The 20,086-nt window shown below is 73.7% G+C and carries 15 protein-coding genes and 4 pseudogenes; 6 read left to right on the forward strand and 13 right to left on the reverse strand.

Going from position 1 to position 20,086, the window contains the following annotated elements:
* Window positions 1-35: 35 nt before the first annotated feature.
* The 3 genes and pseudogenes from AB0I68_RS18515 to AB0I68_RS18525 form a co-directional block, all read right to left on the reverse strand.
* Window positions 36-245, reverse strand: a pseudogene (locus AB0I68_RS18515) (helix-turn-helix domain-containing protein); the annotation flags it as partial.
* A 166-nt stretch (window positions 246-411) separates the two neighbouring features.
* Window positions 412-1,023, reverse strand: a complete 612-nt coding sequence (locus tag AB0I68_RS18520) for a DUF6461 domain-containing protein (RefSeq protein WP_363178514.1) — start codon at window positions 1,021-1,023, stop codon at window positions 412-414.
* Between the two features lie 52 nt (window positions 1,024-1,075).
* Window positions 1,076-1,639: a TetR family transcriptional regulator gene (locus tag AB0I68_RS18525; RefSeq protein ID WP_363178385.1), complete on the reverse strand. Its 564-nt coding sequence runs from the start codon at window positions 1,637-1,639 to the stop codon at window positions 1,076-1,078.
* A 159-nt stretch (window positions 1,640-1,798) separates the two neighbouring features.
* Here AB0I68_RS18525 and AB0I68_RS18530 point away from each other — a divergent pair, with 159 nt between their 5' ends.
* On the forward strand, window positions 1,799-3,037 hold the full coding sequence (locus tag AB0I68_RS18530; protein WP_363178386.1) for a helix-turn-helix domain-containing protein: 1,239 nt from the start codon (window positions 1,799-1,801) through the stop codon (window positions 3,035-3,037).
* Window positions 3,038-3,068: 31 nt separating this feature from the next.
* Here the strand turns inward: AB0I68_RS18530 and AB0I68_RS18535 are convergent.
* From AB0I68_RS18535 to AB0I68_RS18550, 4 genes and pseudogenes are all read right to left on the reverse strand, one after another.
* A pseudogene (locus AB0I68_RS18535) lies at window positions 3,069-3,572 on the reverse strand (amino acid permease); the annotation flags it as partial.
* Window positions 3,573-3,623: 51 nt separating this feature from the next.
* A complete protein-coding gene (locus tag AB0I68_RS18540; RefSeq protein ID WP_363178387.1) occupies window positions 3,624-5,027 on the reverse strand; it encodes a helix-turn-helix domain-containing protein in 1,404 nt (467 codons plus the stop codon).
* A 300-nt stretch (window positions 5,028-5,327) separates the two neighbouring features.
* Window positions 5,328-5,612 (reverse strand): annotated as a pseudogene (locus AB0I68_RS18545) (2Fe-2S iron-sulfur cluster-binding protein); the annotation flags it as partial.
* A gap of 151 nt (window positions 5,613-5,763) precedes the next feature.
* A pseudogene (locus tag AB0I68_RS18550) lies at window positions 5,764-6,345 on the reverse strand (molybdopterin cofactor-binding domain-containing protein); the annotation flags it as partial.
* A gap of 323 nt (window positions 6,346-6,668) precedes the next feature.
* Here AB0I68_RS18550 and AB0I68_RS18555 point away from each other — a divergent pair.
* Together AB0I68_RS18555 and AB0I68_RS18560 are read left to right on the forward strand one after the other, a co-directional pair.
* Window positions 6,669-6,917 carry an SCO4226 family nickel-binding protein gene (locus AB0I68_RS18555; RefSeq protein ID WP_363178388.1) on the forward strand — a complete coding sequence of 83 codons (249 nt, stop codon included), beginning with the start codon at window positions 6,669-6,671 and terminating at the stop codon, window positions 6,915-6,917.
* Window positions 6,918-7,136: 219 nt separating this feature from the next.
* Window positions 7,137-8,564, forward strand: a complete 1,428-nt coding sequence (locus AB0I68_RS18560; protein ID WP_363178389.1) for a SpoIIE family protein phosphatase — start codon at window positions 7,137-7,139, stop codon at window positions 8,562-8,564.
* Window positions 8,565-8,688: 124 nt separating this feature from the next.
* Here the strand turns inward: AB0I68_RS18560 and AB0I68_RS18565 are convergent, their stop codons facing one another.
* Window positions 8,689-10,170, reverse strand: coding sequence for a hypothetical protein (locus tag AB0I68_RS18565; RefSeq protein WP_363178390.1), 1,482 nt, complete (start codon window positions 10,168-10,170; stop codon window positions 8,689-8,691).
* Between the two features lie 229 nt (window positions 10,171-10,399).
* On the opposite strand from AB0I68_RS18565, the gene AB0I68_RS18570 reads away from it, so the two are divergent.
* Together AB0I68_RS18570 and kstD are read left to right on the forward strand one after the other, a co-directional pair.
* A complete protein-coding gene (locus tag AB0I68_RS18570; RefSeq protein ID WP_363178391.1) occupies window positions 10,400-11,524 on the forward strand; it encodes an aminoglycoside phosphotransferase family protein in 1,125 nt (374 codons plus the stop codon).
* A gap of 337 nt (window positions 11,525-11,861) precedes the next feature.
* On the forward strand, window positions 11,862-13,568 hold the full coding sequence (kstD, locus tag AB0I68_RS18575; protein ID WP_363178515.1) for a 3-oxosteroid 1-dehydrogenase: 1,707 nt from the start codon (window positions 11,862-11,864) through the stop codon (window positions 13,566-13,568).
* Between the two features lie 32 nt (window positions 13,569-13,600).
* On the opposite strand, the gene AB0I68_RS18580 is transcribed toward kstD, so the two are convergent.
* The 5 genes from AB0I68_RS18580 to AB0I68_RS18600 all read right to left on the reverse strand — a co-directional run bounded on the left by AB0I68_RS18580 (window position 13,601) and on the right by AB0I68_RS18600 (window position 18,361).
* Complete coding sequence (locus tag AB0I68_RS18580) at window positions 13,601-14,101, reverse strand: hypothetical protein (RefSeq protein WP_363178392.1); 501 nt, start codon at window positions 14,099-14,101, stop codon at window positions 13,601-13,603.
* Window positions 14,102-14,291: 190 nt separating this feature from the next.
* Window positions 14,292-14,426, reverse strand: coding sequence for a hypothetical protein (locus tag AB0I68_RS18585; protein ID WP_363178393.1), 135 nt, complete (start codon window positions 14,424-14,426; stop codon window positions 14,292-14,294).
* A complete protein-coding gene (locus AB0I68_RS18590) occupies window positions 14,390-14,980 on the reverse strand; it encodes a maleylpyruvate isomerase N-terminal domain-containing protein (protein WP_363178394.1) in 591 nt (196 codons plus the stop codon). Before AB0I68_RS18590 ends, AB0I68_RS18585 begins: the two co-directional genes overlap by 37 nt.
* Before the next feature lie 33 nt (window positions 14,981-15,013).
* Window positions 15,014-17,839 (reverse strand): AAA family ATPase, encoded by a 2,826-nt coding sequence (locus tag AB0I68_RS18595; RefSeq protein ID WP_363178395.1) that lies wholly within the window; start codon window positions 17,837-17,839, stop codon window positions 15,014-15,016.
* Window positions 17,840-17,941: 102 nt separating this feature from the next.
* Window positions 17,942-18,361 (reverse strand): ACT domain-containing protein, encoded by a 420-nt coding sequence (locus AB0I68_RS18600; RefSeq protein ID WP_363178396.1) that lies wholly within the window; start codon window positions 18,359-18,361, stop codon window positions 17,942-17,944.
* Window positions 18,362-18,387: 26 nt separating this feature from the next.
* Between AB0I68_RS18600 and AB0I68_RS18605 the strand changes: the two genes are divergently transcribed.
* Window positions 18,388-19,593 carry a low temperature requirement protein A gene (locus AB0I68_RS18605; RefSeq protein WP_363178397.1) on the forward strand — a complete coding sequence of 402 codons (1,206 nt, stop codon included), beginning with the start codon at window positions 18,388-18,390 and terminating at the stop codon, window positions 19,591-19,593.
* The last annotated feature ends 493 nt before the right edge of the window (window positions 19,594-20,086 follow it).

A 20,086-nucleotide genomic window follows, 5' to 3' on the forward strand; every position in this document is an offset into this window, starting at 1 on the left:
GCTCACGAAGCAAGCGGAAGATGGGATTTGAGCCGGAAGGCGCCGCCCTCGCGCTCCACATATCCCTCGTGGGTGAGGGTGCGCAGCAGGTGGTACACGGTGGGCAGCGGAATGCCGGTGACCCGCGCGAGCCGTTTCGCGGTGGCCCCGCCCTCCGCGTACATCGCCTCCACGAGGCGCAGCGCCCGCTGCACGGATCCGATCAGGGTGGGTGCGCTGTCCTTCTGGCTGCCGGCGGTGCCCATGAATACTCCCCCTGCTCCGGTACGAGTCCTGGCACCCCCATAAAAGTCGCTTACCGCCCTCAATCCCAGCTGACTCGCGCACTTCCGGGCATAAGATCACCACGCTTCGCGTCCGGTCCCCCCGCACTCGCACAAAACGACGCACGCCGGCCCGGCTTCGGGGGTCCTACTGCGTGCACGTCACGAAGGCCGGGAGCGGGGCGTCCTCTATCAGGCGGCGCGGCAGGGACAGGGCGAAGCGGTGCTCGAGGACGGCGAGGGTGCGGCGGTCGCGGTCCGCGCACGGTTCGTCCTCGGGGCGGGCGTGGGAGCCGTCCGGGGCGAGGATCCCGGCCGCGACCAGTTCCGGGAGCAGGAAGTCCGGTTGGTGGCCGCCGCGCCAGCCCTCTTCGCCGACGCCGAAGCAGCACACGATCTCGCCGTCGCGGGCGTACGCGAACTGCACGGGCGGGTGGTCCGGCTGCGGGTCGAGGTGGACGGCCTCGACGCCGGACCGGGAGACCTCGGCCAGCCGCTCCGCCCCGGCCGGCATACCGTGTTCGACGGCGAAGGACCAGCCGCCCCAGCTGCCGACGCGGGCCACGCCGTCGCCGTCCATCGTCTCGGTCGCCATGCTCCAGGCGTCCGTCGCGCCCAGCGGACCGGGCCGGATGCCCGGCAGCGCGCCGAGGCGCAGTGCGAGTTCGCCGGGTGCTATGCCCCGGGCGAAGGTGAGGCCGACGTACCAGCCGTCCCAGTCCGCCAGCCACTGGATGCCGCTGCCCGAGCCCCCGGTCATCTCCACGGTTCCCTCCGCGCCTCGTACCGGCACTCCCCCGCCGGCACGATAGTCAGTGTGCGGGGCGCTCCGGGAGGAGGCGCTCGACCATCGTCTCGAAGAGCCCCTCCACCGGATACGGTTCGAGCAGCGCCGGCGCGGTCAGGTCGTCCACGATCAGGCCCAGCATCGCCAGGTACAGCAGCACCACGCCCTGCCGGTCTCCCGGCAGCCCGGCCTCCAGGTGCCAGGCCACGTTCGCCTCCAGCTCGGCCCCCTGGAACGCGGCCAGTTCCGCCTGCAGTTCGGGGCGCCGGATGCCCTCCAGGCGCAGTTCCAGCATCGCGATGTGCACGCTGCGCTCGCGCCGCATCCGCTCCAGGAGCTGCCCGAGCAGCACCTTGGTGTCCAGCGGGCCGGCCAGGTCCGCCGGGTCGGGGACCAGCCGCTCCCGGGTGCGGTGCAGGATCTGCACGAGCAGCTGGGCCCGGTTGGCGAAGTAGTTCGAGGCGGTGCCCGTCGGTACGCCGGCCTCCGCGTCCACCGCGCGCAGGGTCAGGCCGCGGGAGCCCTCGCGTGCCAGGACTTCGATGGCGGCGTCGAGCAGCGCGGCGCGGCGCTCCGGATTCTGGCGCATGGGCGGTTCCCTGACGGTGTGGGCGTGCGGGGGGGGTGCGGGGGGTGTGCGGAGCACGGCACGGTGGCCACTCCACATGCAGTGATTCGGACACGCTAGCGGACGCGGCACGGTCCGGGCCCTCCCCACCAGCCCCTCTCACGTGTCACTCTGCCCGTCATGGAACGGATCATCGAGGAGATACGAGAGGACCTGTCCCGCCGGATCGCCGTGACGGCGGACCGGCTCGCCGACCGGACGCTGGCCGAGGATCCCGCGTACGCCGCCCTGCTCGGACGGGCCGAGCTGCGCGAGCGGATCCACCACAACCTGCGGCAGTCCGTCGAGGGCCTGGTCCGCGGCATCCGCGGGCTGCCCCTGGAGCTCGCCGACGCGCGGGCCACCGGCACGCTCCGTGCCGAACAGGGCCTGCCGCTCGCCTCGCTGCTGCGCACCTACCGGCGCGGGGGCCGGCTGGTGTGGCAGACCCTCGGCGAGGCCGTGGCCGCGCACGACCCGTCGGAACTGCCCCGGCTGCTGCCGGCCGCGGCCGTGCTGTGGGACGTGGTGGACCAGCTGACGGACGCGGTGGCCGACGCGTACCGCTGCACGGAGGCCGCGCGCTGCGATCGCGACCGGGAGCGCCGGGCTGCCCTCCTGGACGCGCTGCTCGACGGCGCGGGCCCGTCGGAGGGGCCCGCGGCCTCGGAGGCTGCGGCCCAGCTGGGGCTTGCGGAGCGCGGCCGGTTCGCGGTCGTCGTGCTCGGCCCGGGCGGCTCCGGGGGTCCGGGCGACCTCGGCCGGCTCGCCGCCGAGCCGGCCGCGAGCGGCCTGCGCGTGCTGTGGCGGATCCGCGCCGACGGGGAGACCGGCCTGGTCGAGCTGGGCCACCATCCGCTGGAGTCCGTACGGGAGCTGCTCGGCCCGCTCAGAGCCCGCGCCGGGGTCAGCCCGGTCGTGGAGACCCCCGGCGACCTGGCCCGGGCGCGCTGGCTGGCCGCGCTGGCGCTGCGCACCGTCGCGGCGTCCGGCGGTCCGTGCACGGCCCTGCTGGACGAGCGGCTGCCGACGGCGCTGGTCGCCTCCCAGGCCGAACTCGCGGGCCGGCTGCGGCAGGTGGTGCTGGGGCCGGTGCTGGCGCTGCCCGCGGAGGACTGCCGGGTGCTGCTGAACACGCTGGGTACCTGGCTGACCTGCCAGGGCTCGACGACGTACGCCGCCCAGCGGCTGTACTGCCACCGCAACACCGTCTCGAACCGGCTGCGGCGCCTGGAGCAGCTGACCGGCCGTACGCTGTCCGACCCGGCGCACGTGGTGGAGCTGGCGCTGGCCCATGCGGCGGTGCTCCAGCGGGCCGCGGGCGAGCCGGCACCGGCGGGCGCGAAGCCGGCCGGCCGCGCCCCGCGCCGCAACGGGTGAGCGGTGGGGCCCGGGTCACGCCGTCGATAGGGCCCGACTCCCGTACGCCGCGCAGGTCCATGAGCATCAGCAGCACCACGAACCCCACCGACAGGGCGACTTCGTGGTCGCTGAGGAGGGGGTGGCGGAGGTGATGGCGGCCACGCCGGAGACCACGGAGACCGCGACGGTCAGTACGTAATCGACGAGCAGCGCGCTGGCGGCGGTCAGGGGCGGCGTTCTGGCCGAGGTTCTCGGAGCTGACGATGTAGGCACCGCCGCCGCCGGGACAGGCGTGGCAGCTCTGCCGGTAGGAGGCGACGACCACGATCAACAGGAAGACGATGGCCGCGGCCGCGTACCAGGCGAGGTGGAGCAGCGCCGCGCCGCCGAGGGCGAGGATCAGCAGGATCTCCTCGGTGGCGTAGGCCACCGAGGAGAGCGGGTCGCTGCAGAAGATCGGCAGCGCGAGCCGTTTGGGCAGCAGGGTCTCGCCCAGTCGTGCGGTGTCGAGCGGTTCACCCACCAGCACGCGCTTCAGATTGATACGCCTCATCCCGGAATGATCGTGCACATTTCATGCATATTGCCCCTTATCGGTGCTGTGTCATGCTGCGGACCCGGCCAGTTCCTCGGCCCGGTGAGCCAGCCACAGGTCGTGGCGGGCGCTGGGCGACCGGAGCAGCGAGCGCTCCAGCAGGGCCTCGATCCGGGTCAGCCGCTTGCGCGTGCCCGGCACCGAGATGCCGAGCGCCGCCGCCGCCAGAACCAGGTGCGCGTCGTGCCGCAGCCAGGCCGCCACGGTCTCCCGGGCTCCGGGCGGGGCCTCCCGCCCGGTCAGGGGCGCCAGCTGCGCGCGGGCCCAGGCCACCAGATCGGGGTGGCGCAGTACGCCGTCCAGATCGGCCGGACCGCCGGCCCGGCCGGGGGCGCCACCGCCCGGCCCGCCCGGAGTCAGCCGCAGCGCGAGCGAGAGCGCCGCCTGCTCCGGGAGCCGCTCGAGGTCCACGCCGAGCACCGACTCGATCAGGCGCAGCCGGGTGGCCAGGGTGTTGCGGTGGATCTTCAGCAGCCGCGTGGCGTGCGCACCGAAGTTCAGCCAGGCGTGGGCGGTGGCCCGCAGCTCCTGCGCGCCGGGGTCCTGGGGGCGCCGGGGCACGTACGTGTGCAGGGGCGTGAGCAGGGCCTCGGCCCAGCCGGTCCCGGCCGCGTGGGCGGCCAGCTCCAGCTCGGGTCCGGGACCGAAGCGGGCGTGCCGCCCGCCGCGGCCGCGGGCGACGGCCAGAGCGTGGAAGGCCTGGCGGTAGGCGGCCGGAGCCTCGCGCAGCCGCAGTTCCGCGCTGGCCCCGACCGTGCAGTCACGGGCCACTGCCACCAGTGCCTCGGCCAGCGGATCGTGCTCGGCCGCGGTCGCCGCGAGGTCGCCGGGGACCAGGACGATGAGGTGGCGCACGTACACCGGGCAGCGCACGATCCAGGCCCGGCCGTCCGTCAGCTCCTCGCAGAGCCGGGCCACCTCACCCCGCTGCCCGTCCCGGCACTCCACGACGTACATCCGCATCGGCTCGGGCAGCGAGGGGCAGAGCGCCTCGGCGATCTGGTGGGCGGTGGAGAGCCGGCCGTTCATCAGCAGGTGCAGGACGGCCTCGCGGGCCCGCGATTCGGCGAGTTCGGCCCGCTCCTCGCGCCGCTCGGCCTCCTCGGCGCGCAGGACGAGGGCCAGCGGTGCGACGGCGTCCGCGAGCAGCGAGGACGCTCCCGGGTGGTGCGGCAGGTCCAGTACGGCGGCCAGCGCGCGGCTCCCGTCCAGCGCGAACAGCAGTGCGACCGAGCGCTCGCCGTGCAGGACGGCCGAGCGCACGCCCCGGGCGCTCAGCTCAGCGGCCCCGCGGACGGCGAGCTCCGGACCCGCGGGTCCCTCCGCGTCCACCACGCCGGTCCAGCCGCCCAGCCGGGCGGCGAGCCACTGCAACAGCGCGGCCGAGCCGCCGGAGTGGGCGAGCCGGTGCACTTTGAGGACGTCCTCGGACCGGCTGCGTAACCGGTCCGCGGGCAGGGGCGCGGCCCCGGGCGCCGGCGGGGAGGGAGGGTGCGAAATGGTGGGTTCCCTTCGGTCCGGGTCACTCCACCGCATTCTCCTCCAGGGCTCCGCCCCGGCGCACACTGTGCGCAGTGACACCCGTCTCGTCCGCTCACTGGGCAGGGCGAACCCTGCGAACCGGCCGCCGTCGGCCTAGATTTGACCGCGAGCGGACGGGCCCCGGGATCGACGGGGGAGTCGCCGGGGCCCCTCTCGCTCACATCCGGGCGCTCACATCCGGGCGGCCGCGCTGCGGATGGCCTCCCGGATGCGGAAGTAGGTGCCGCAGCGGCAGATGTTGGCGATGGCGTCGATGTCCTCTTCGGTGGGCGTGCCGGTGCGCTTGAGGAGGGCGACGGCGGCCATGATCTGGCCAGGCCGGCAGAAACCGCACTGGGCGACGTCCTGTTCGAGCCAGGCCTCCTGCACGGGGTGCAGCTCCTCCCCGTTCGCCAGCCCCTCGATGGTGGTCACCGTCTTCCCGGCGCACGCGGAGACGGGCACCACGCACGGGCGGGCGGCGTACCACGCAGGGCTTGGCGCCGGGCACGTCGAGGTCGAGGGTGTACTGCTGGGCGCCGGTCACCATGGCGCGGGCGTCGATCCGGCCGGTGGGCCTGCCGACGAGGGAGTGCTGCGCCGCCTTCTTCGGGGTGGCGCCGCGGACGATCAGGGCGGGGTCGGCGGCGGCCGCGGAAAGGCTGCCGTAGTCGGCGGTGCGTCCGTCGGGGGCCCGTACGGCGCCGTTCGCGGTGGTCAGCGAGGAGGCGGCGAGGTTCCACCGGCGGGCGGCCGCGGCGACCAGCCGGGCCCGGGCGGTGGCGGCGGCCTGCCGGACCGGCCCGTAGAGGGAGCGGATGGAGTTGGAGCTCCCGGTGAGCTGGTTGAACAGCAGTTCGGGCCGCGCGTCGTCCAGTTCCACGCGCACGGCGGCCAGCGGCGCGTCGAGCTCCTCCGCGACGAGCATGGCCACGGCGGTGGTGAGTCCCTGGCCGACCTCCTCGCGCGGCAGCCGGAAGCGGATGGTCCCGTCCGCGTCCACGGCGAGCGCCAGCAGGGCGGAGGTGGGCGCGCCGGCCAGGATGAACAGGTCGCCGAGGTCCACCAGATCGGCCGGGGCGGGCAGGCTCGGGACCACCGCGTGGGCGGGCTGCGGGGCGAGCGCGTCGGCCCCGGCCCGGGTGACGAGGGCGAGCGTCGGTGCCGCGACGAGGTACGTGAGGAAGGAGCGGCGGCTCTGCCCGGTCATGTTGCTGTGTCCCCAAACCCTGCGCGGGCCCGCGTTCGCGGCCCTCCCCCGGATCGTTACCGACACGTAGAGTAGCGATCGCCCAGGTGGGGTGGGAAGCGGGGCGGCGGTACCAGCCCCACGGGACGGGGTCCTTCGTTCGGGGGGTACCCCCCGCGGGGGCGATGATCCCGGCTCGGACACGGGTTCTGCCGCACGGAGGTCTCGTATATCTCGCCCGTACGATCGATCCGCCTCCTCCGGAGGGCCGGTTTCCGGCCACGGGAGGACGATGGGAGGAGAGACGGCGGTACTCGCCGGAACACGTGAGGAGGTGTGCGGCGGTGACGATGTACATGGATGTCCACCACGGCATGAAGGGCATCACGGAAGCCGAGCTGCAGGCCGCCCACAAGGCGGACCTGGCGATCGAGAGCGAGGAGAAGGTGCACTTCGAGCGCGCCTGGGCCGACCCTTCGTCGGGCACGGTCTACTGCCTGTCCGAGGCGCCCTCGGCGGACGCGGTGCTGCGGATCCACGAGCGCACGGGGCACCCGGCCAGCGAGATACACCCGGTGCCGCTCAGCGTGTGACACCGGAGGGCGGCCGGAAACCGCCGACGGGCCGGAACAGGGCCGACCGGAAACGTTCGTACGGGCAAAAGGGGGGCCGGGAGGCCCTTGGTATATGCCAGAAGCAAGGACGTATCGGATGTTGCCAAACGGCTTACGGACTGTCGCCGCCTGTGCAACAGTCGTAACCGGTCCTTCCTTCAGACTTGGCCGTACCGCGCCGCCTGTATCGGAGTTCTCATGCCGTCCCACCTCTTCGCGGACCGTCCCGCGCAGCCTCCTGAGCCCGGTTCGGTGGACGCACTGATCTCGCAGACCCGGCGGCTGCGCGGTGAGGTGGACGCGGTACGCCGCGACACCGTCGTCGACGACGACGACGCCCAGGGCCGCTGGCAGCGCGCCCTGTGCGACCTCGCCGTCCACCACCTCGACGACCTGCGCGAGCACTTGGGCCAGCTCAAGGAGGGCCTGCCGCCCGCTCCCGAACTCGACGAGCTCCTCGAGGGGCCAGCGCCCGAGGCCGGGGCCGAGGCCCAGCAGACCCGCGTCGGCAGCGCCGAGTGGAACCTGCTCACCGACGAAGTCAACTGGTCCGAGGAGCTGTTCCAGATCTTCGGCCGGTCGCCCGAGGCCGGCCCGCTCCCCCTCGACGAACTCGGCTCCACCCTCTTCTCCGAGGACCAGCCGCTGCTCACCTCGATGGTGACGGCCTGCCTGGTCGACGGCAAGCCGATCGACGGCGAGTTCCGCATCGTCCGGGCCGACGGCCGCGTCCGGACGCTGCACATGCGAGGCGAGCCGGTACTCGACTCCGACGGCTGCACGGCTTCCATGTGGGCCGTGCTCCGGGACGTGAGTGAGCTGCGCCGAAGCCAGCGCGCCGTACGCGAGTCCCGTGACTCGCTGCAGCGCCGGCGGGAGATCGCGCAGACCGAGCACCGGCTGGCGGTCGAGCTGCAGGAAGCCGTGCTCCCCCCGTGGCGCGGCTCCCTGCGGTTCCCGCACCACACCACCGGCGCGCTCGACGTCGCCGCGCACTACCTGCCCTCGGCGACCGGCGCCCTGGTCGGCGGCGACTGGTACGACGCGCTCGAACTGCCCGACAGATGCTCCCTGTTGACGGTCGGCGACCTGACCGGGCACGGGGTGACGGCCACCTCCGGGATGGCCATGATGCTCGGCGCCCTGCGCGGGATGGCCATGGCCGGCATCCAACCGGGCCCCCTGATGGGCTGGCTCAACCAACTCCTGGAGACCTCAGTACAGCCCGCGCTCGGCTCGGCCGTCTGCTGCCGCTACGATCCCGCGCGCCGTGTGCTCTCCTGGGCGCAGGCCGGTCATCCGGCCCCGCTGCTGTTCCGCGGCGGCTCGGGCCGCACCCTGCAGCCGCCGGAGGGCGTACTGCTGGGTGCGACCTCCGGGGCGGCGTACGGGCAGGCCGAGGAACGGCTGCAGGCCGGCGACGTACTCGTGCTGCACACGGACGGACTGACGGCGCGCAGCATCGAGTTCAGCCGGGCGGACGGCACCGAGCGGCTGCTGGCCCTCGCCCCGCGGTTCACGGCCGCGCGGTCGGCGCAGGACTGCGTGCGGATGGTGGTCGAGGAGTTCGGCGAGAACGAACGCGAGGACGACGCCTGCGTCCTGGTGGCCAGGGTCGGGGGCTGAGCGCCGACGACCGGCCGACAGGTACCGCTTCAGGGCCGCGCCGCAGGCGCGGCCTTTCTCGTCTCCGTACGGGTGCCGATGACGGTGCCGGTGCACGCACCGGCGCGGGGTGCACGCGCAAGGCCTAGACGCTGCGCTGTGCCGGGCTGTTCGGCAGGGCCAGCTTGATCTCCGCGCGCAGGTCCTCGATGCGCGAGTACCCGGCGTACTGGCCGGTGAGCCGGTACATCTCGCGCAGCCGGTCCCAGGTCCGGTGCGAGGAGGTCTCGTTCATCGAGACCAGCGCGAGCCGGGCGTAGCGGTCGGCCTGCTCCGGGTCGTCGGCGATGAAACAGGCCGACGCCATGGAGATGTAGTCGAAGATCTGCGAGCGCTGGTGGCCGCCGGACCGCAGCCGCAGCGCCTCGCGGGCGTGCCGCTGGGCGATCGGCGCGGCCGAGGGGTCGTGTTCGGCGAGGGTGCGGAAGGCCAGGGCCTGCATGCCGTGCAGGTCCGCCTCGTCGAAGTTCTGCATCCACGACGGCGGGGGCACGTCGCCCGTGTCCGACACGAACAGGTCCTCGGCCTCGCCGAGGGTGCGGCGCATGGCCTGGCCCTTGCCCATGGCGGCCTGCGCCCAGGCCTCGATGGTGTGCAGCATGGCGCGCGTGCGGGGCAGGGTCTGCTCGCCGGAGCCGGACTGCGCCAGCTTCATGAGGTCGAGGGCTTCGTGCGGCTTGCCGAGGTGGACCATCTGGCGTGCGGCCCGGGACAGCGCCTCGCCGGCCCGCGGCCGGTCCCCGCCCTCGCGGGCCGCGTGCGCGGCGATGACGAAGTACTTCTGCGCGGTGGGTTCGAGTCCCACGTCGTGGGACATCCAGCCCGCCAGCACCGCCAGGTTCGCCGCGACCCCCCACAGCCTCCGCTGCAGGTGGTCGGGGTGGTGGTACGCGAGCATGCCGCCGACCTCGTTCAGCTGGCCGACCACGGCTTTGCGCTGCAGTCCTCCTCCTCGGGAGGCGTCCCAGGCCCGGAAGACCTCCACGGAGCGCTCGAGCGCCTCGATCTCCAGGGAGCCGATGGGGGCGGCCTCGTAGCGGTCGTAGCCCGCCGGGTCGGCCTGGAAGGAGTCGCCGAAGCGCTGAGGATCCTTGGCGGGGGCGGGATCGGTGTGCAGCCAGTCGTTCATGGCGTGGGTGAGGGCGGAGCCTGCGGTGAGCGCGACACCCGCGCCCATCAGACCGCGACGGTTGAGCATGAGGTCCATTCCCGTGAATTCGGTGAGGACCGCGGCTGTGCGTTCGGGCGCCCATGGCATTCCGTCGGGGTTGTCCTTCGCCCCGTCCGGCTGCCGTTTCGTGGTGCGCCGCTGCCGTACGAACCCGAGGTCCTCGATGGTCACGACACGACCGAGCCGCTCGGTGAACAGGGCTGCCAGTACGGTGGGCACCGGTTCGCGCGGGGATTCCCCCATGTCGATCCAGCGCCGTACCCGCGAGGTGTCGGTGGCCAGTTGGTGGTGGCCCATGGCCGCCGCCTGCCGGTTGACCATCCTCGCCAGCTCACCCTTCGACCAGCCGGCCAGGCCGAACAGGTCGTTCAGGCGGGTGTTTGGTCCTTTGCTCACGTCAAGCCCCCAGGTTCTCGGCTGATTTGACAGTAGCCCGCAGTCAGATGCCCAGCGACTATTCGCCAGGCTTCGCCAGGGCACGCAAGATGGTCCGCCACCCACGGCCGGGTGTCAGGTAGGAATGCGCCTCCCCGACCCGGTCACCGGCGGAACTCCCCAGGGTGAAGTACGGGATCGGCGGGGTGGCGTACGCAACTCGTCGGCGCACGAAGGGATCCGTAACGCCATGTACGCAGCAACGACCTCCGTGTCCGCCCCGGTCCGGCCGCACCGCACGCTCCAGGCGGGCGGCGGCCCCTACCTCGATCCCGGCCGCCCGGCGGCACCGGCGCAGGGCGCCGTACGGGCGCGGCGGCTGCCGGGGGCCGGATCGCAGCCGCTCAGCGGAAGAATCGACCTGTCGGGGCCGCAGGGTGCGCAGTTGCGCACAGCGCTCGCCTCGGTGCAGCGGATCTGTCCGGAGTTCGCGCCGGTCCAGGTGCTGCGGCGCAGCGGCCGGTCGGTCCTCCTGGTCGGAACGACGGGCCGGATGACCGCCGTCGCCAAGGTGTTATTGGACCACTCGCCGGAATGGCGCGAGCGGTACCGGCACGAAATAGCGACGTACCGGACGTTCGTCCGGCACCGCCCGCCGGTCCGGGTGCCGCGGCTGATCGCCGCGGACCCCGAGAACTGCACGCTGGTGGTCGAACGGATGGCGGGCCGGGTCGCGGCATTGCAACGGCACCCCGTGGAGGCTCCGCCGCGGGCCGACGTACGAGCCGCCCTGGGCGCGGTGTGCCGGGTGAACCAGTGGCGTCCGCCGACTGATCTCTTCGGGGACCCGATGAACTACCCGCAGCGGGTGGCGCGCTACCACGAGCTGGGACTGCTCACCGACCGGGACCTGGGTGATCTGCAGAAGCTGCTGTGCGGGCTGAAACTGTCCGGCGTGCAGCGGCAGTTCAACCACGGTGACGCCCTCCTGTCGAACCTGCTGCTGTCCCCGGCCGGGCCGGTGCTGCTCGACTGGGAGCACGCGGGCTGGTACCTGCCCGGCTACGACCTGGCGACGCTGTGGACGGTGCTGGGCGACGCCCCGGCCGCCCGCAGCCAGATCAGTCGGCTCGCCCAGTCGGCCGGCCCGGCCTCGCGGGACGCCTTCCTGGTCAACCTGATGCTGGTGCTGACCCGGGAGATCCGGATGTGTGAGACGGCGGTCCAGCGCTCCATGCTGGCGACCGCCCCGACCCAGCCCCTGCAGATGGGCGCCCTGTCCTGCGGCGAGGAGCAGCGGCTGCTGCTCCGCCGTCTGCACGACGACTGCGGCATGGCCCGCAGGGCGGTACGCGCGGCGGTCGGAACCCGCTGATCCCGGCGGCCCGCACCCCGTACGAAAATCCCGTGGTGTACGCACTTGCTGTGCGTACCACGGGATTTCGTGCGTTCGGGGGCCTCTCGCCACCCCTGCACATGCCTTGACATCACATGATCCCCCGAACACCTTTTCTGACTCAGCATCAGAAATGCTGGAGCCGCCGCCCCCGCCCTCCCCACTCCGTTGGAGCCCGCCCATGTCCGCAAGCCCTGTTCCCGTACCCCCTGGTCCCACGAGCCCCGGTCCCGTGCAGGCCGGTCCCGTGCAGGCCGGTCCCGCGAGCCCTGCCCTGCCGTCCCGCCGGACGGTCCTCGCCGGGGCCGGGGCGGGGGTGCTCGCCGCCGCCGTACTGCCGCCGGCCGGCGCGCGGGCCGCTGACGGGGTTCCGCTCGGCGAGTACGACGTCGTCGTGGTCGGGTCCGGGGCGTCCGGAATGACCGCCGCGCTCACCGCCGCCAAGCGGGGTCTGAGCGTGCTGGTGGTCGAGAAGGCGCCGACCTTCGGCGGTTCGGCGGCGCGTTCCGGGGCCGGGATCTGGCTGCCGAACAACTCGGTGATCCTGGCGGCGGGGGTGCCGGACACCCCGCAGAAGGCGGCGGCGTACCTGGCGGCGGTGGTCGGCAACGGCTCGTCGGCGGACCGGCAGGCGGCCTTCCTCGCCAACGGTCCTCGGATGCTGGACTTCGTGATGGCCAACAGCCCGCTGCGCTTCCGGTACATGGACGGGTACAGCGACTACTACCCGGACCTCCCGGGCGGGCTGCCGAACGGCCGGTCGATCGAGCCCGACCAGTTCGACGGCCATCTCCTGGGCGCCGAACTGTCCCGTCTGAACCCGGCGTACATGCCGGTCCCGGCGGGGATGGTGGTGTTCAGCCAGGACTACAAGTGGCTGAACCTGGCGGCCGTGAACGCCAAGGGGCTGGCGGTGTCCACGGAGTGCCTGGCGCGTGGCACCAAGGCCGCGCTGTGCGGGCAGAAGCCGTTGACCATGGGCCAGGCGCTGGCGGCCGGGCTGCGGGCCGGGCTGATGCAGGCGGGGGTGCCGGTGTGGCTGAACAGTCCGCTGGTCGACCTGGTGCAGGAGGCGGGCGCGGTCACCGGTGTGGTGGTGCAGAAGGAGGGCGTGCGGGGGGTGGTACGGGCCCGCAGGGGCGTGGTCGTCGGCTCGGGCGGATTCGAGCACAACGCGGAGATGCGGGCGCAGTACCAGCAGCAGCCGATCGGCACCCAGTGGTCGGTGGGCGCCAAGGAGAACACGGGCGACGGTATCCGGGCGGGGCAGCGGGCCGGGGCGGCCCTGGCGTTGATGGAGGACGCCTGGTGGGGTCCGTCGATCCCGCTGCCCGGGGAGCCGTACTTCTGCCTGGCCGAACGGACCCTGCCGGGCGGCCTGATCGTCAACGGGGCGGGGGCGCGGTTCGTCAACGAGGCGGCACCGTACAGCGATGTGGTGCACGTGATGTACGAGAAGGACCGGGGCGCGGCCGGCTCGCACATCCCCGCCTGGCTGATCGTGGATCAGAACTACCGCAACAAGTACCTGTTCAAGGACATCCTGCCGACGATCGTCTTCCCGGACGCCTGGTACGAGGCGGGTGCGGCGAAGAAGGCATGGACCTGGGACGCGCTGGCCGGCCAGATCGCGGTGCCGACGGGAGCGCTGCGGGCTACCCTGAACCGGTTCAACGCACAGGCGTGGAACGGCACCGACCCCGACTTCCACCGGGGCGACACGGCGTACGACCACTACTACACGGACCCGGCGGTGCAGCCGAACTCGTGCCTGGCCCCGATCTGGGCGCCGCCGTTCTACGCCTTCAAGATCGTGCCGGGTGACCTGGGCACGAAGGGCGGCATCGTCACGGACGCGCGGGCGCGGGCGCTGCGGCCGGACGGCTCGGTGATCCGGGGCCTGTGGGCGGCGGGCAACGCGAGCGCGGCGGTGATGGGCCACAGCTACGCGGGGGCGGGATCGACGATCGGCCCCGCGATGACGTTCGGCCATGTGGCGGCGAACGACATCGCGGACGCGTAACCGCCGGCCGTACCTGCGGGCCTAGCCCGGGCCTAGCCCTGCTGGAAGAGCTCGGCGGGGAGCGGCTTCAGCAGGGCGTACAGGTCGTCGGTGATGGGGCGGTCCCAGCTGGCGATGGTGACCAGCACGTTGTCGCTGCGGTCGAACTGCACGCAGCTGATCCGGCCCTCGGAGAGCTTGATCTTCCGGACGATGAGGAGGTTGTCGCCCTGCATGACGGGGCAGTCCTCGGTACCGGTGACCTCGACGTCCTCGTCGTTCTCGAGGGCGTCGAGGAGCTGGGCCACCTCGAAGGGGACCTGGCCCTCGGCGAGCTCCCGGGCCGGGGAGCCCTCGGGGAGGTTTCCGATGATCATTGCGGGGCCGCGTCCGCCGAACAGGTCGTAGCGGAGAAAGACGCCCTGGCAGCTGCCGTCGGGCGCGGGCAGCAGCCCGGCCCCGAGATTGCCCGGCCAGTCCCCCGGGTCCATGGCCAGGACGTCGAAGTCCGGGCCGGCGGGTGTGGCGGCGCGGTTGCGGCGGAGGAAGGACATGCCGCCATGGTACGTGCCCGCCCGCGTTTTCCGGTCCCGGGCCCGCCCCGCCGCCCCCATCCCCCCGGAGCCACCCCCTCGGCACCCGGCCCCGGGACGGCGCGGCCGGGACCGGCCGCGCCCCGGGTGCCGGCCCCGGTTGCGGGAAGGGGCGCGGTGGGGAACGGCTCCGCGCGGCGGCGGCACCCGCCTACACCGGCGGGACCAGGGTGAAGTAGTGCGGCATCAGGTCCGCGTCGCCCGTGACCCGGAGGGCGGACGCCGTGATCCGCCGCCAGAGGAACAGCATCAGGTCCGACGCCGTGCCCGCGGCCTCGACGTCCACCGGGCCGTGACCCCGTACTCCATCAGGACCCGCTCCCCGGAGAAGGTGACCGTCCAGGACTCGGGGCCGTCCGTCCGCCGGAAGCCGTACCGCTCCCCTGCCCCGGCCGGGGGCCCGGTCCCGGCCCGCCGGAACGGGGCCATCGTCTCGAAGGTCTGCGGGACCGCGTCCACGGCGATCTCCGCGTCGATCGGCCCCGACGTCCCGGTCGCGGACTCCGCGTCCCACCGGTGTACCGCCGGCTCGATGGTCTGCATGTGGTTCGGCTCGGTCTCCGGCTTCGGCCAGGCCGCCCGTACCGCCGGGTCGTCCGGGATGCCGAAGATCGTGAGATCGGAGTGGTCCGGGGGCTCGGACAGGCGGTCGCGCAGGATGCGGCCGACGAAGCGGTGCACCGTACCCAGGTGCCCGAGGGGGTCGGCGGCCGACCAGCCGGGACAGGACGGCACCAGCGGGACCGGTCCGTCGCCGGCTTCGGCGATCGCACGCCGGATCGCGTTCTCGAAGGCCAGCGTCTCGTTGCGGAAGTGGGAGAGGCTCCGGCTGTGGTCCATGAGGTCACCCTGCCCCCGTCGGCACCGTCCGTATCACCTTGGGCTGCGGGCGAACGTCTCCAGCGCGTCGGCCAGTCCGGACCGGTCCGTGCCCAGCTTCCGGTAGACCGGGGACAGGTCCCGGCCCTGCGCCGCCGGATCGTCCCGTACGGCCAGTTCCGCCATCCGGAGTTCCTCGCCGGTCAGCCTGTCCTCCCGGATCGCGCCGCACGGCACGGAACCGCCGAGGCCGAGCAGGGCCTCCGTCGCGCTCGCCACCAGCCCGTCCGCCCCGCACTCCCGCGCCGTCACCACCGCCCGCGCCAGCAGCTCCGCGTCCCCGAGCTCGGTACCCAGCGCGGCCAGCGCGCACGCCAGCCCGTACCCCGCCGGCGAGGCCGACAGCAGCTCCACCGCCTCGGTCAGCAGTGCCACCCGCTCGTCCGGGGCCGCCACCTCCGCCGCCACCCGCAGCGCCTGCCCGATGCCGGACGGGGCCCCGAAGGCGCGCGCACGCCGTACCGCGTCGGCGGCCAGGGCGCGCGCCCGGGCCGGGTCCTCCGCCGCCACCGCCCGGGCCAGGTGCAGCTGCCACGGGCACCAGGACGGGTTCTGGATTCCGCGCGGGCTGAGTCTGCGGTCCACGGCCTCCAGTTCGGCCGCTGCCGCCTTCGTCTGGCCGCGGGCCAGCAGCAGTTCGGCGTAGACGGTCTGGGGGTCGGGGAAGACCACCGCGGCCGGGACGGACTCCCCGAGCGCGTGCTCCCGCGCCAGCTCCCAGGCCTCGTCCACCCGTCCCCGCGCGAGCAGGGTCGTGGCGAGGATGGCGATGCTGTACCAGTGCACGGGCGTGCCGCGCCCCACCCGCTCGGCCAGGCGCAGCCCGGCCCGGGCCAGCTCCTCGGCCTCCGCGAGACGCCCGCGCCGGTAGCGGATGTACGCGCGCAGGCTGTACGCGAAGGACAGGTGGGCCCCGCGCCAGCCCTGCCGCTCGAACTCGGCGGTGCCCGCCTCGAACAGCTCCTCCGCCCGGCCGGGCCGGTCGGCGTACATGTGGACCATGGCGGCGAGCACCGGCACCTCGAAGCCGCGGTCCTCGTGGGCCCAGCTGAACTCGGTGCCCAGGGCCCGTACGGCGTGGTGCAGGACCACGTCCACCGGCTCGCCGCGCAGGCAGGCGTCCCAGGCGCGCAGCCCGATGATGTACCGCTCGGTGAGGTCGCGGCCGGTCAGCCGGTCGGCGAGCCGGGCCAGCCGGCGCGAGCGCGCCGGGGAGTCGGGCTCGACGGCGTCGAAGGCGTCCCACATGAACTGCTCGGACTGCAGGCGCAGTCGGGCCCGGACGTCCGGGGTGTGGGGGATCTCCCGCGCGAGCGAGTCGGAGGCCTCCGCGAGGCGGTCGCTGTGGGCGAGGACCTGGGCGAGCCTGATGAGGATGCCCTGGCGCAGCGCGGGGTCGTCGAAGGGTTCGGCGAGCGCGGCCCGCAGGTGGTTCACGGTGTTCGCGGGTTCGGTGAGCAGGGAGGCGCAGCCGAGCTCGTACAGCACGGCGGCGCGCTCGTCGAAGCCCGGGGGCTCGCGCAGCGCACGCGCGAGCTGGCGGCGGGCGGCCTCGGGGGCGCCGGCCCGCAGGTTCTCGGCGGCGGCCCCGCGCAGGGTCCGTACCACCCAGGGGTCGTTCTCGGGGTGGGTCTCCAGCAGGTGCCGGGCGGCGGCGGAGGCGCCGAGTCCGGCGTCGACGACGGCCACGGCGGCCTGTCCGTGGAGGGCGACCCGCAGCGCGTCGGGGATGGCCCGGTAGAGGGCGGTGGCGATGAGCGGGTGGACGAACTCCAGCCCGGCGTCGGGCTCTTCGCCGGGGCCGGACAGGATGCGGGCCTCCCGCAGCCGCCCGGTGGCGTCGGCGGCCTCCTCGGGGCCGATTCCGGCGACGCGGGCGGCGAGCTCCTGCGGGATGGCGGTGCCCAGGACGGCGCAGGCCCAGGCGAAGCGGACGGTGGAGGGGCCGAGGCGTTCGAGGCGGGCGATGAGTCCGCTGCCGCGCTGGGCGGCGGCGAGGTCGCGCAGCAGCGGGGCGCTGACCGAGGTGGGGGCGAGGCCCTTGTCGCGGACCTTGGCGGTGAGTTCGACGGCCTCGAAGGGGTTGCCGGTGGTGACGGCCCAGGCCTCCCGGCAGAACGCGTCGTCCGCGTGGACGCCGACGGCCTCGCGGACCAGGGTGGAGACGGCGGCCTCGGTGAGGGGCGCGAGGGCCAGCGGGCGGTGTCCCGCGCGGCCGGGCAGCGTACGGAAGGCCTCGGCGTGCGCCGGCAGTTCCTCGGGGCGGTACGCGACGACGAGGAGCAGCGGGAGGTGTTCGGCGCGCGGGGCGAAGGCGGCGAGCCAGGAGAGGGATTCGGGGTCGGCCCAGTGGGCGTCGTCGAGGACGAGGGCGACGGGGGCGCGCTGCACCGTGAGGTGGGTGAGGACCCAGTCGAGGCCGTCGCGCAGGCCCTGGGGGTCGGGCGGGGCGCCCTGTTCGGGGGCGCACAGGCCGAGCGCGGGGCCGACGATGGCGTACCAGCTGCCGAGCGCGGCGCGCAGTTCGGCCTCGGAGCGGCCGGCCAGCTGGGGCTGGATGAGCTGGCGGGCGACGTGGAAGGGCTGGCTCTGCTCCTGTTCGCCGCCGCGGGCGGCCAGCAGGGTGCAGGAGCGGACGATGGCGCGGCGGCGCACCTCGGCGAGGAGGGTGGTCTTGCCGAGGCCGGCGGGGCCGGAGAAGGCGAGCAGGGTGCCGCCCGCGCCGGGACCGGTGAGCTGGTCCAGGGCTTCGTTCACGCTGGCGATTTCCGCCTCGCGTTCGAACATTCTTCGCCGTCTGCGGGTCCGGCGTTCCGTCATGGCTGGTACCCCCCAGGCCTGTTCGGGGCATCAGCGTACGCCCGCGCACACACGGGGGAAGGCCCTCGGCCGCGAAAGATCGGAATCTTTGGTATCGGGCCTTTACGGGTGCCCCTCTTGCGCCGAACTGGTCGCCAGTTCCTCCAGTACGGCGACGGCTTCGGCCGCCCGGTCGGCGGGCACGAAGAGGTGGTCGTGGTGGTACCCGGCGATGACGTTGCAGCTGAGTCCGTGCGCGGCGAGCTCGGCGGCGAAGGCACCGGTGAGGCCCACCGCGTCGAGGGCGGAGTGGATGCGCAGGGTGATCCACCCGGCGGTGTACGCGTAGCCGAGGCCGGCGGCGTCGGCGTCCTCCTGGCGCAGGACCAGGGTGAGCCCCTCGGCTTCCAGGACGGTGGCGACGGGGGTGGTTCCGGCGGGGGGTGCCGTGGCTCCCGGGACGGTGCAGAAGACGTACCGCCCCTCGTTCAGCTCGGGGCGCATGCCGCTCAGCAGTTTCCTCAGGTCGCTCTCGCCGCTCATGCGGCCACGGTACCTATCATCCCGTCATGACCGATTCCGTGCCGGCAGCGTCGGCGCCTGCGGAGGGCGAACGGCATGCCTCCTGGCTGGAGCTGTTCTTCGATCTGACGGCGGTGGCGGGTGTCGCCCAGCTGGCTCATCTGCTGAGCGGCGAGCCCGGCTGGGACGATGTCGCGCTGTACGTGGTGATGTTCCTGGCCTTCTGGACGGGCTGGATGCTGTTCACGGTGTACGGGAACGTCAGCGGGGACGAGGCCCGCACGTGGACGGTGCTGGCGGGGATGTTCGGCATGGCGGTGATGGCGGCCTCGGTGCACGGCGTACGGGAGGACCGGGCGGGGGCGTTCGCGCTGGCCTACATCCTGGTGCGGTCGCTCGCCGGCAAGGCGTGGGAACGGCGCGGGGAGTACGTGCCGGACCTGCCGATCACGCAGCTGGGGCTGGGGCTGACGCCGTGGATCGTGTCGATGTGGTTCGACGGGACGGCCCGGTACGCGCTGTGGGCGCTCGGGCTGGCCATCGATCTGGCGGTCATGTTCACGGTCTCCGGCAAGAGGCTGGCCGCCCGGGTGGACGCGCAGTACGCGCAGGAGGCGGCGCGCAGGAGGCGGGCCGCGCCCAAGCCGGTGGCCGCGCTGATGGACGCACCGCATCTCGGGGAGCGGCTGGGCCTGTTCCAGCTGATCGTGCTGGGCGAGGCGATCGCGCAGGTGGTGGCCGCCGCGTCGCAGGTGGAGTGGGACGCGGCGCTCTACGCGGTCGGCACCGGCGCGTTCCTGCTGCTGCTCCTGCTGTGGTCGCTGTCGCTGCGGCACGGGGCGGACGGCGTACCGCTGCTGGCGTGGGACGTCCTCCCGGTACGGCTGATCCTGCCGCTGCACTGCTTCGTCGCGGGCTCGGTGGCGGCGCTGGCGGCGGCGCTCGGCAATGCGGTGGAGTACACGGACCACCCGGTTCCGGAGTCGGTGCGGTGGCTGTTGTGCGGGAGCCTCGCGGTGTACCTGGCGATCGCGGGAGTGGCGGCGGCCGGCTCGGGCCGCGGGGTGCGCGAGGCACTGCTGCTGGTGGGGCCTTCGCTGGCCGCCGTGCTCGTGGCGGGGACGGTGGCCCGGGAGGCCGCGGCCGTGCAACTGGTGTGGCTGCTGGTGCTGGCGGCCGCGTGGCCGCGGGTACTGCTGGGCCGCCGCGGGGCGGGTAGCGGCCACGACGAGGCGGCCAGGGAATGGAAGTGACCGGTACGGCGGGTACATGGGGCAGGACGACGGTGTGGGCGTCGTGACCTGCGCAGACGACGGGCCGCAGGCCGCATCCGGCAGCGGGCCCGGCGGGCAGCGGCGGCTGCGGGCCTGCCTGCGGGGCATGCCCCGCACCCCACCGGCACCGGCCCGCCGGAACCAGCGCCATCACCGCCGGGCAACAAAGCGGGCCACCGACCCGGCAACGCCGGCGCGGCGGGTGTCCGGCAGAAGCTCGACACCTGGCCTCCGACTGGCCAGACGGAAGGCCGAGCACCTCCAGTCCAGCAGACGGAAGACCAGCCCCCACCGGCCGAACAGAAGGAGACCCAGACGCCCACCGGCCGAACAGACAGCAGACCAGACCAGACCAGACCAGACCCCACCAGCCGAACAGACGGAACCCCAGGACCCCACCGGCCGAACAGACGGAGGGCCGGGCACCCGCAGGGATGCCCGGCCCATTCCCGTACCGCCCACGGCCGGCCGG

The sequence above is a fragment of the Streptomyces sp. NPDC050448 genome, assembly GCF_040655295.1.
GTDB lineage: Bacteria > Actinomycetota > Actinomycetes > Streptomycetales > Streptomycetaceae > Streptomyces.

Coding starts and splice junctions, on each gene's coding strand:
- AB0I68_RS18520 (WP_363178514.1), bottom strand. CDS start 1,023: ATGACCGGGGGCTCGGGCAGCGGCATCCAGTGGCTGGCGGACTGGGAC.
- AB0I68_RS18525 (WP_363178385.1), bottom strand. CDS start 1,639: ATGCGCCAGAATCCGGAGCGCCGCGCCGCGCTGCTCGACGCCGCCATC.
- AB0I68_RS18530 (WP_363178386.1), top strand. CDS start 1,799: ATGGAACGGATCATCGAGGAGATACGAGAGGACCTGTCCCGCCGGATC.
- AB0I68_RS18560 (WP_363178389.1), top strand. CDS start 7,137: ATGCCGTCCCACCTCTTCGCGGACCGTCCCGCGCAGCCTCCTGAGCCC.
- AB0I68_RS18570 (WP_363178391.1), top strand. CDS start 10,400: ATGTACGCAGCAACGACCTCCGTGTCCGCCCCGGTCCGGCCGCACCGC.
- AB0I68_RS18580 (WP_363178392.1), bottom strand. CDS start 14,101: ATGTCCTTCCTCCGCCGCAACCGCGCCGCCACACCCGCCGGCCCGGAC.
- AB0I68_RS18590 (WP_363178394.1), bottom strand. CDS start 14,980: ATGGACCACAGCCGGAGCCTCTCCCACTTCCGCAACGAGACGCTGGCC.
- AB0I68_RS18595 (WP_363178395.1), bottom strand. CDS start 17,839: ATGACGGAACGCCGGACCCGCAGACGGCGAAGAATGTTCGAACGCGAG.
- AB0I68_RS18600 (WP_363178396.1), bottom strand. CDS start 18,361: ATGAGCGGCGAGAGCGACCTGAGGAAACTGCTGAGCGGCATGCGCCCC.
- AB0I68_RS18605 (WP_363178397.1), top strand. CDS start 18,388: ATGACCGATTCCGTGCCGGCAGCGTCGGCGCCTGCGGAGGGCGAACGG.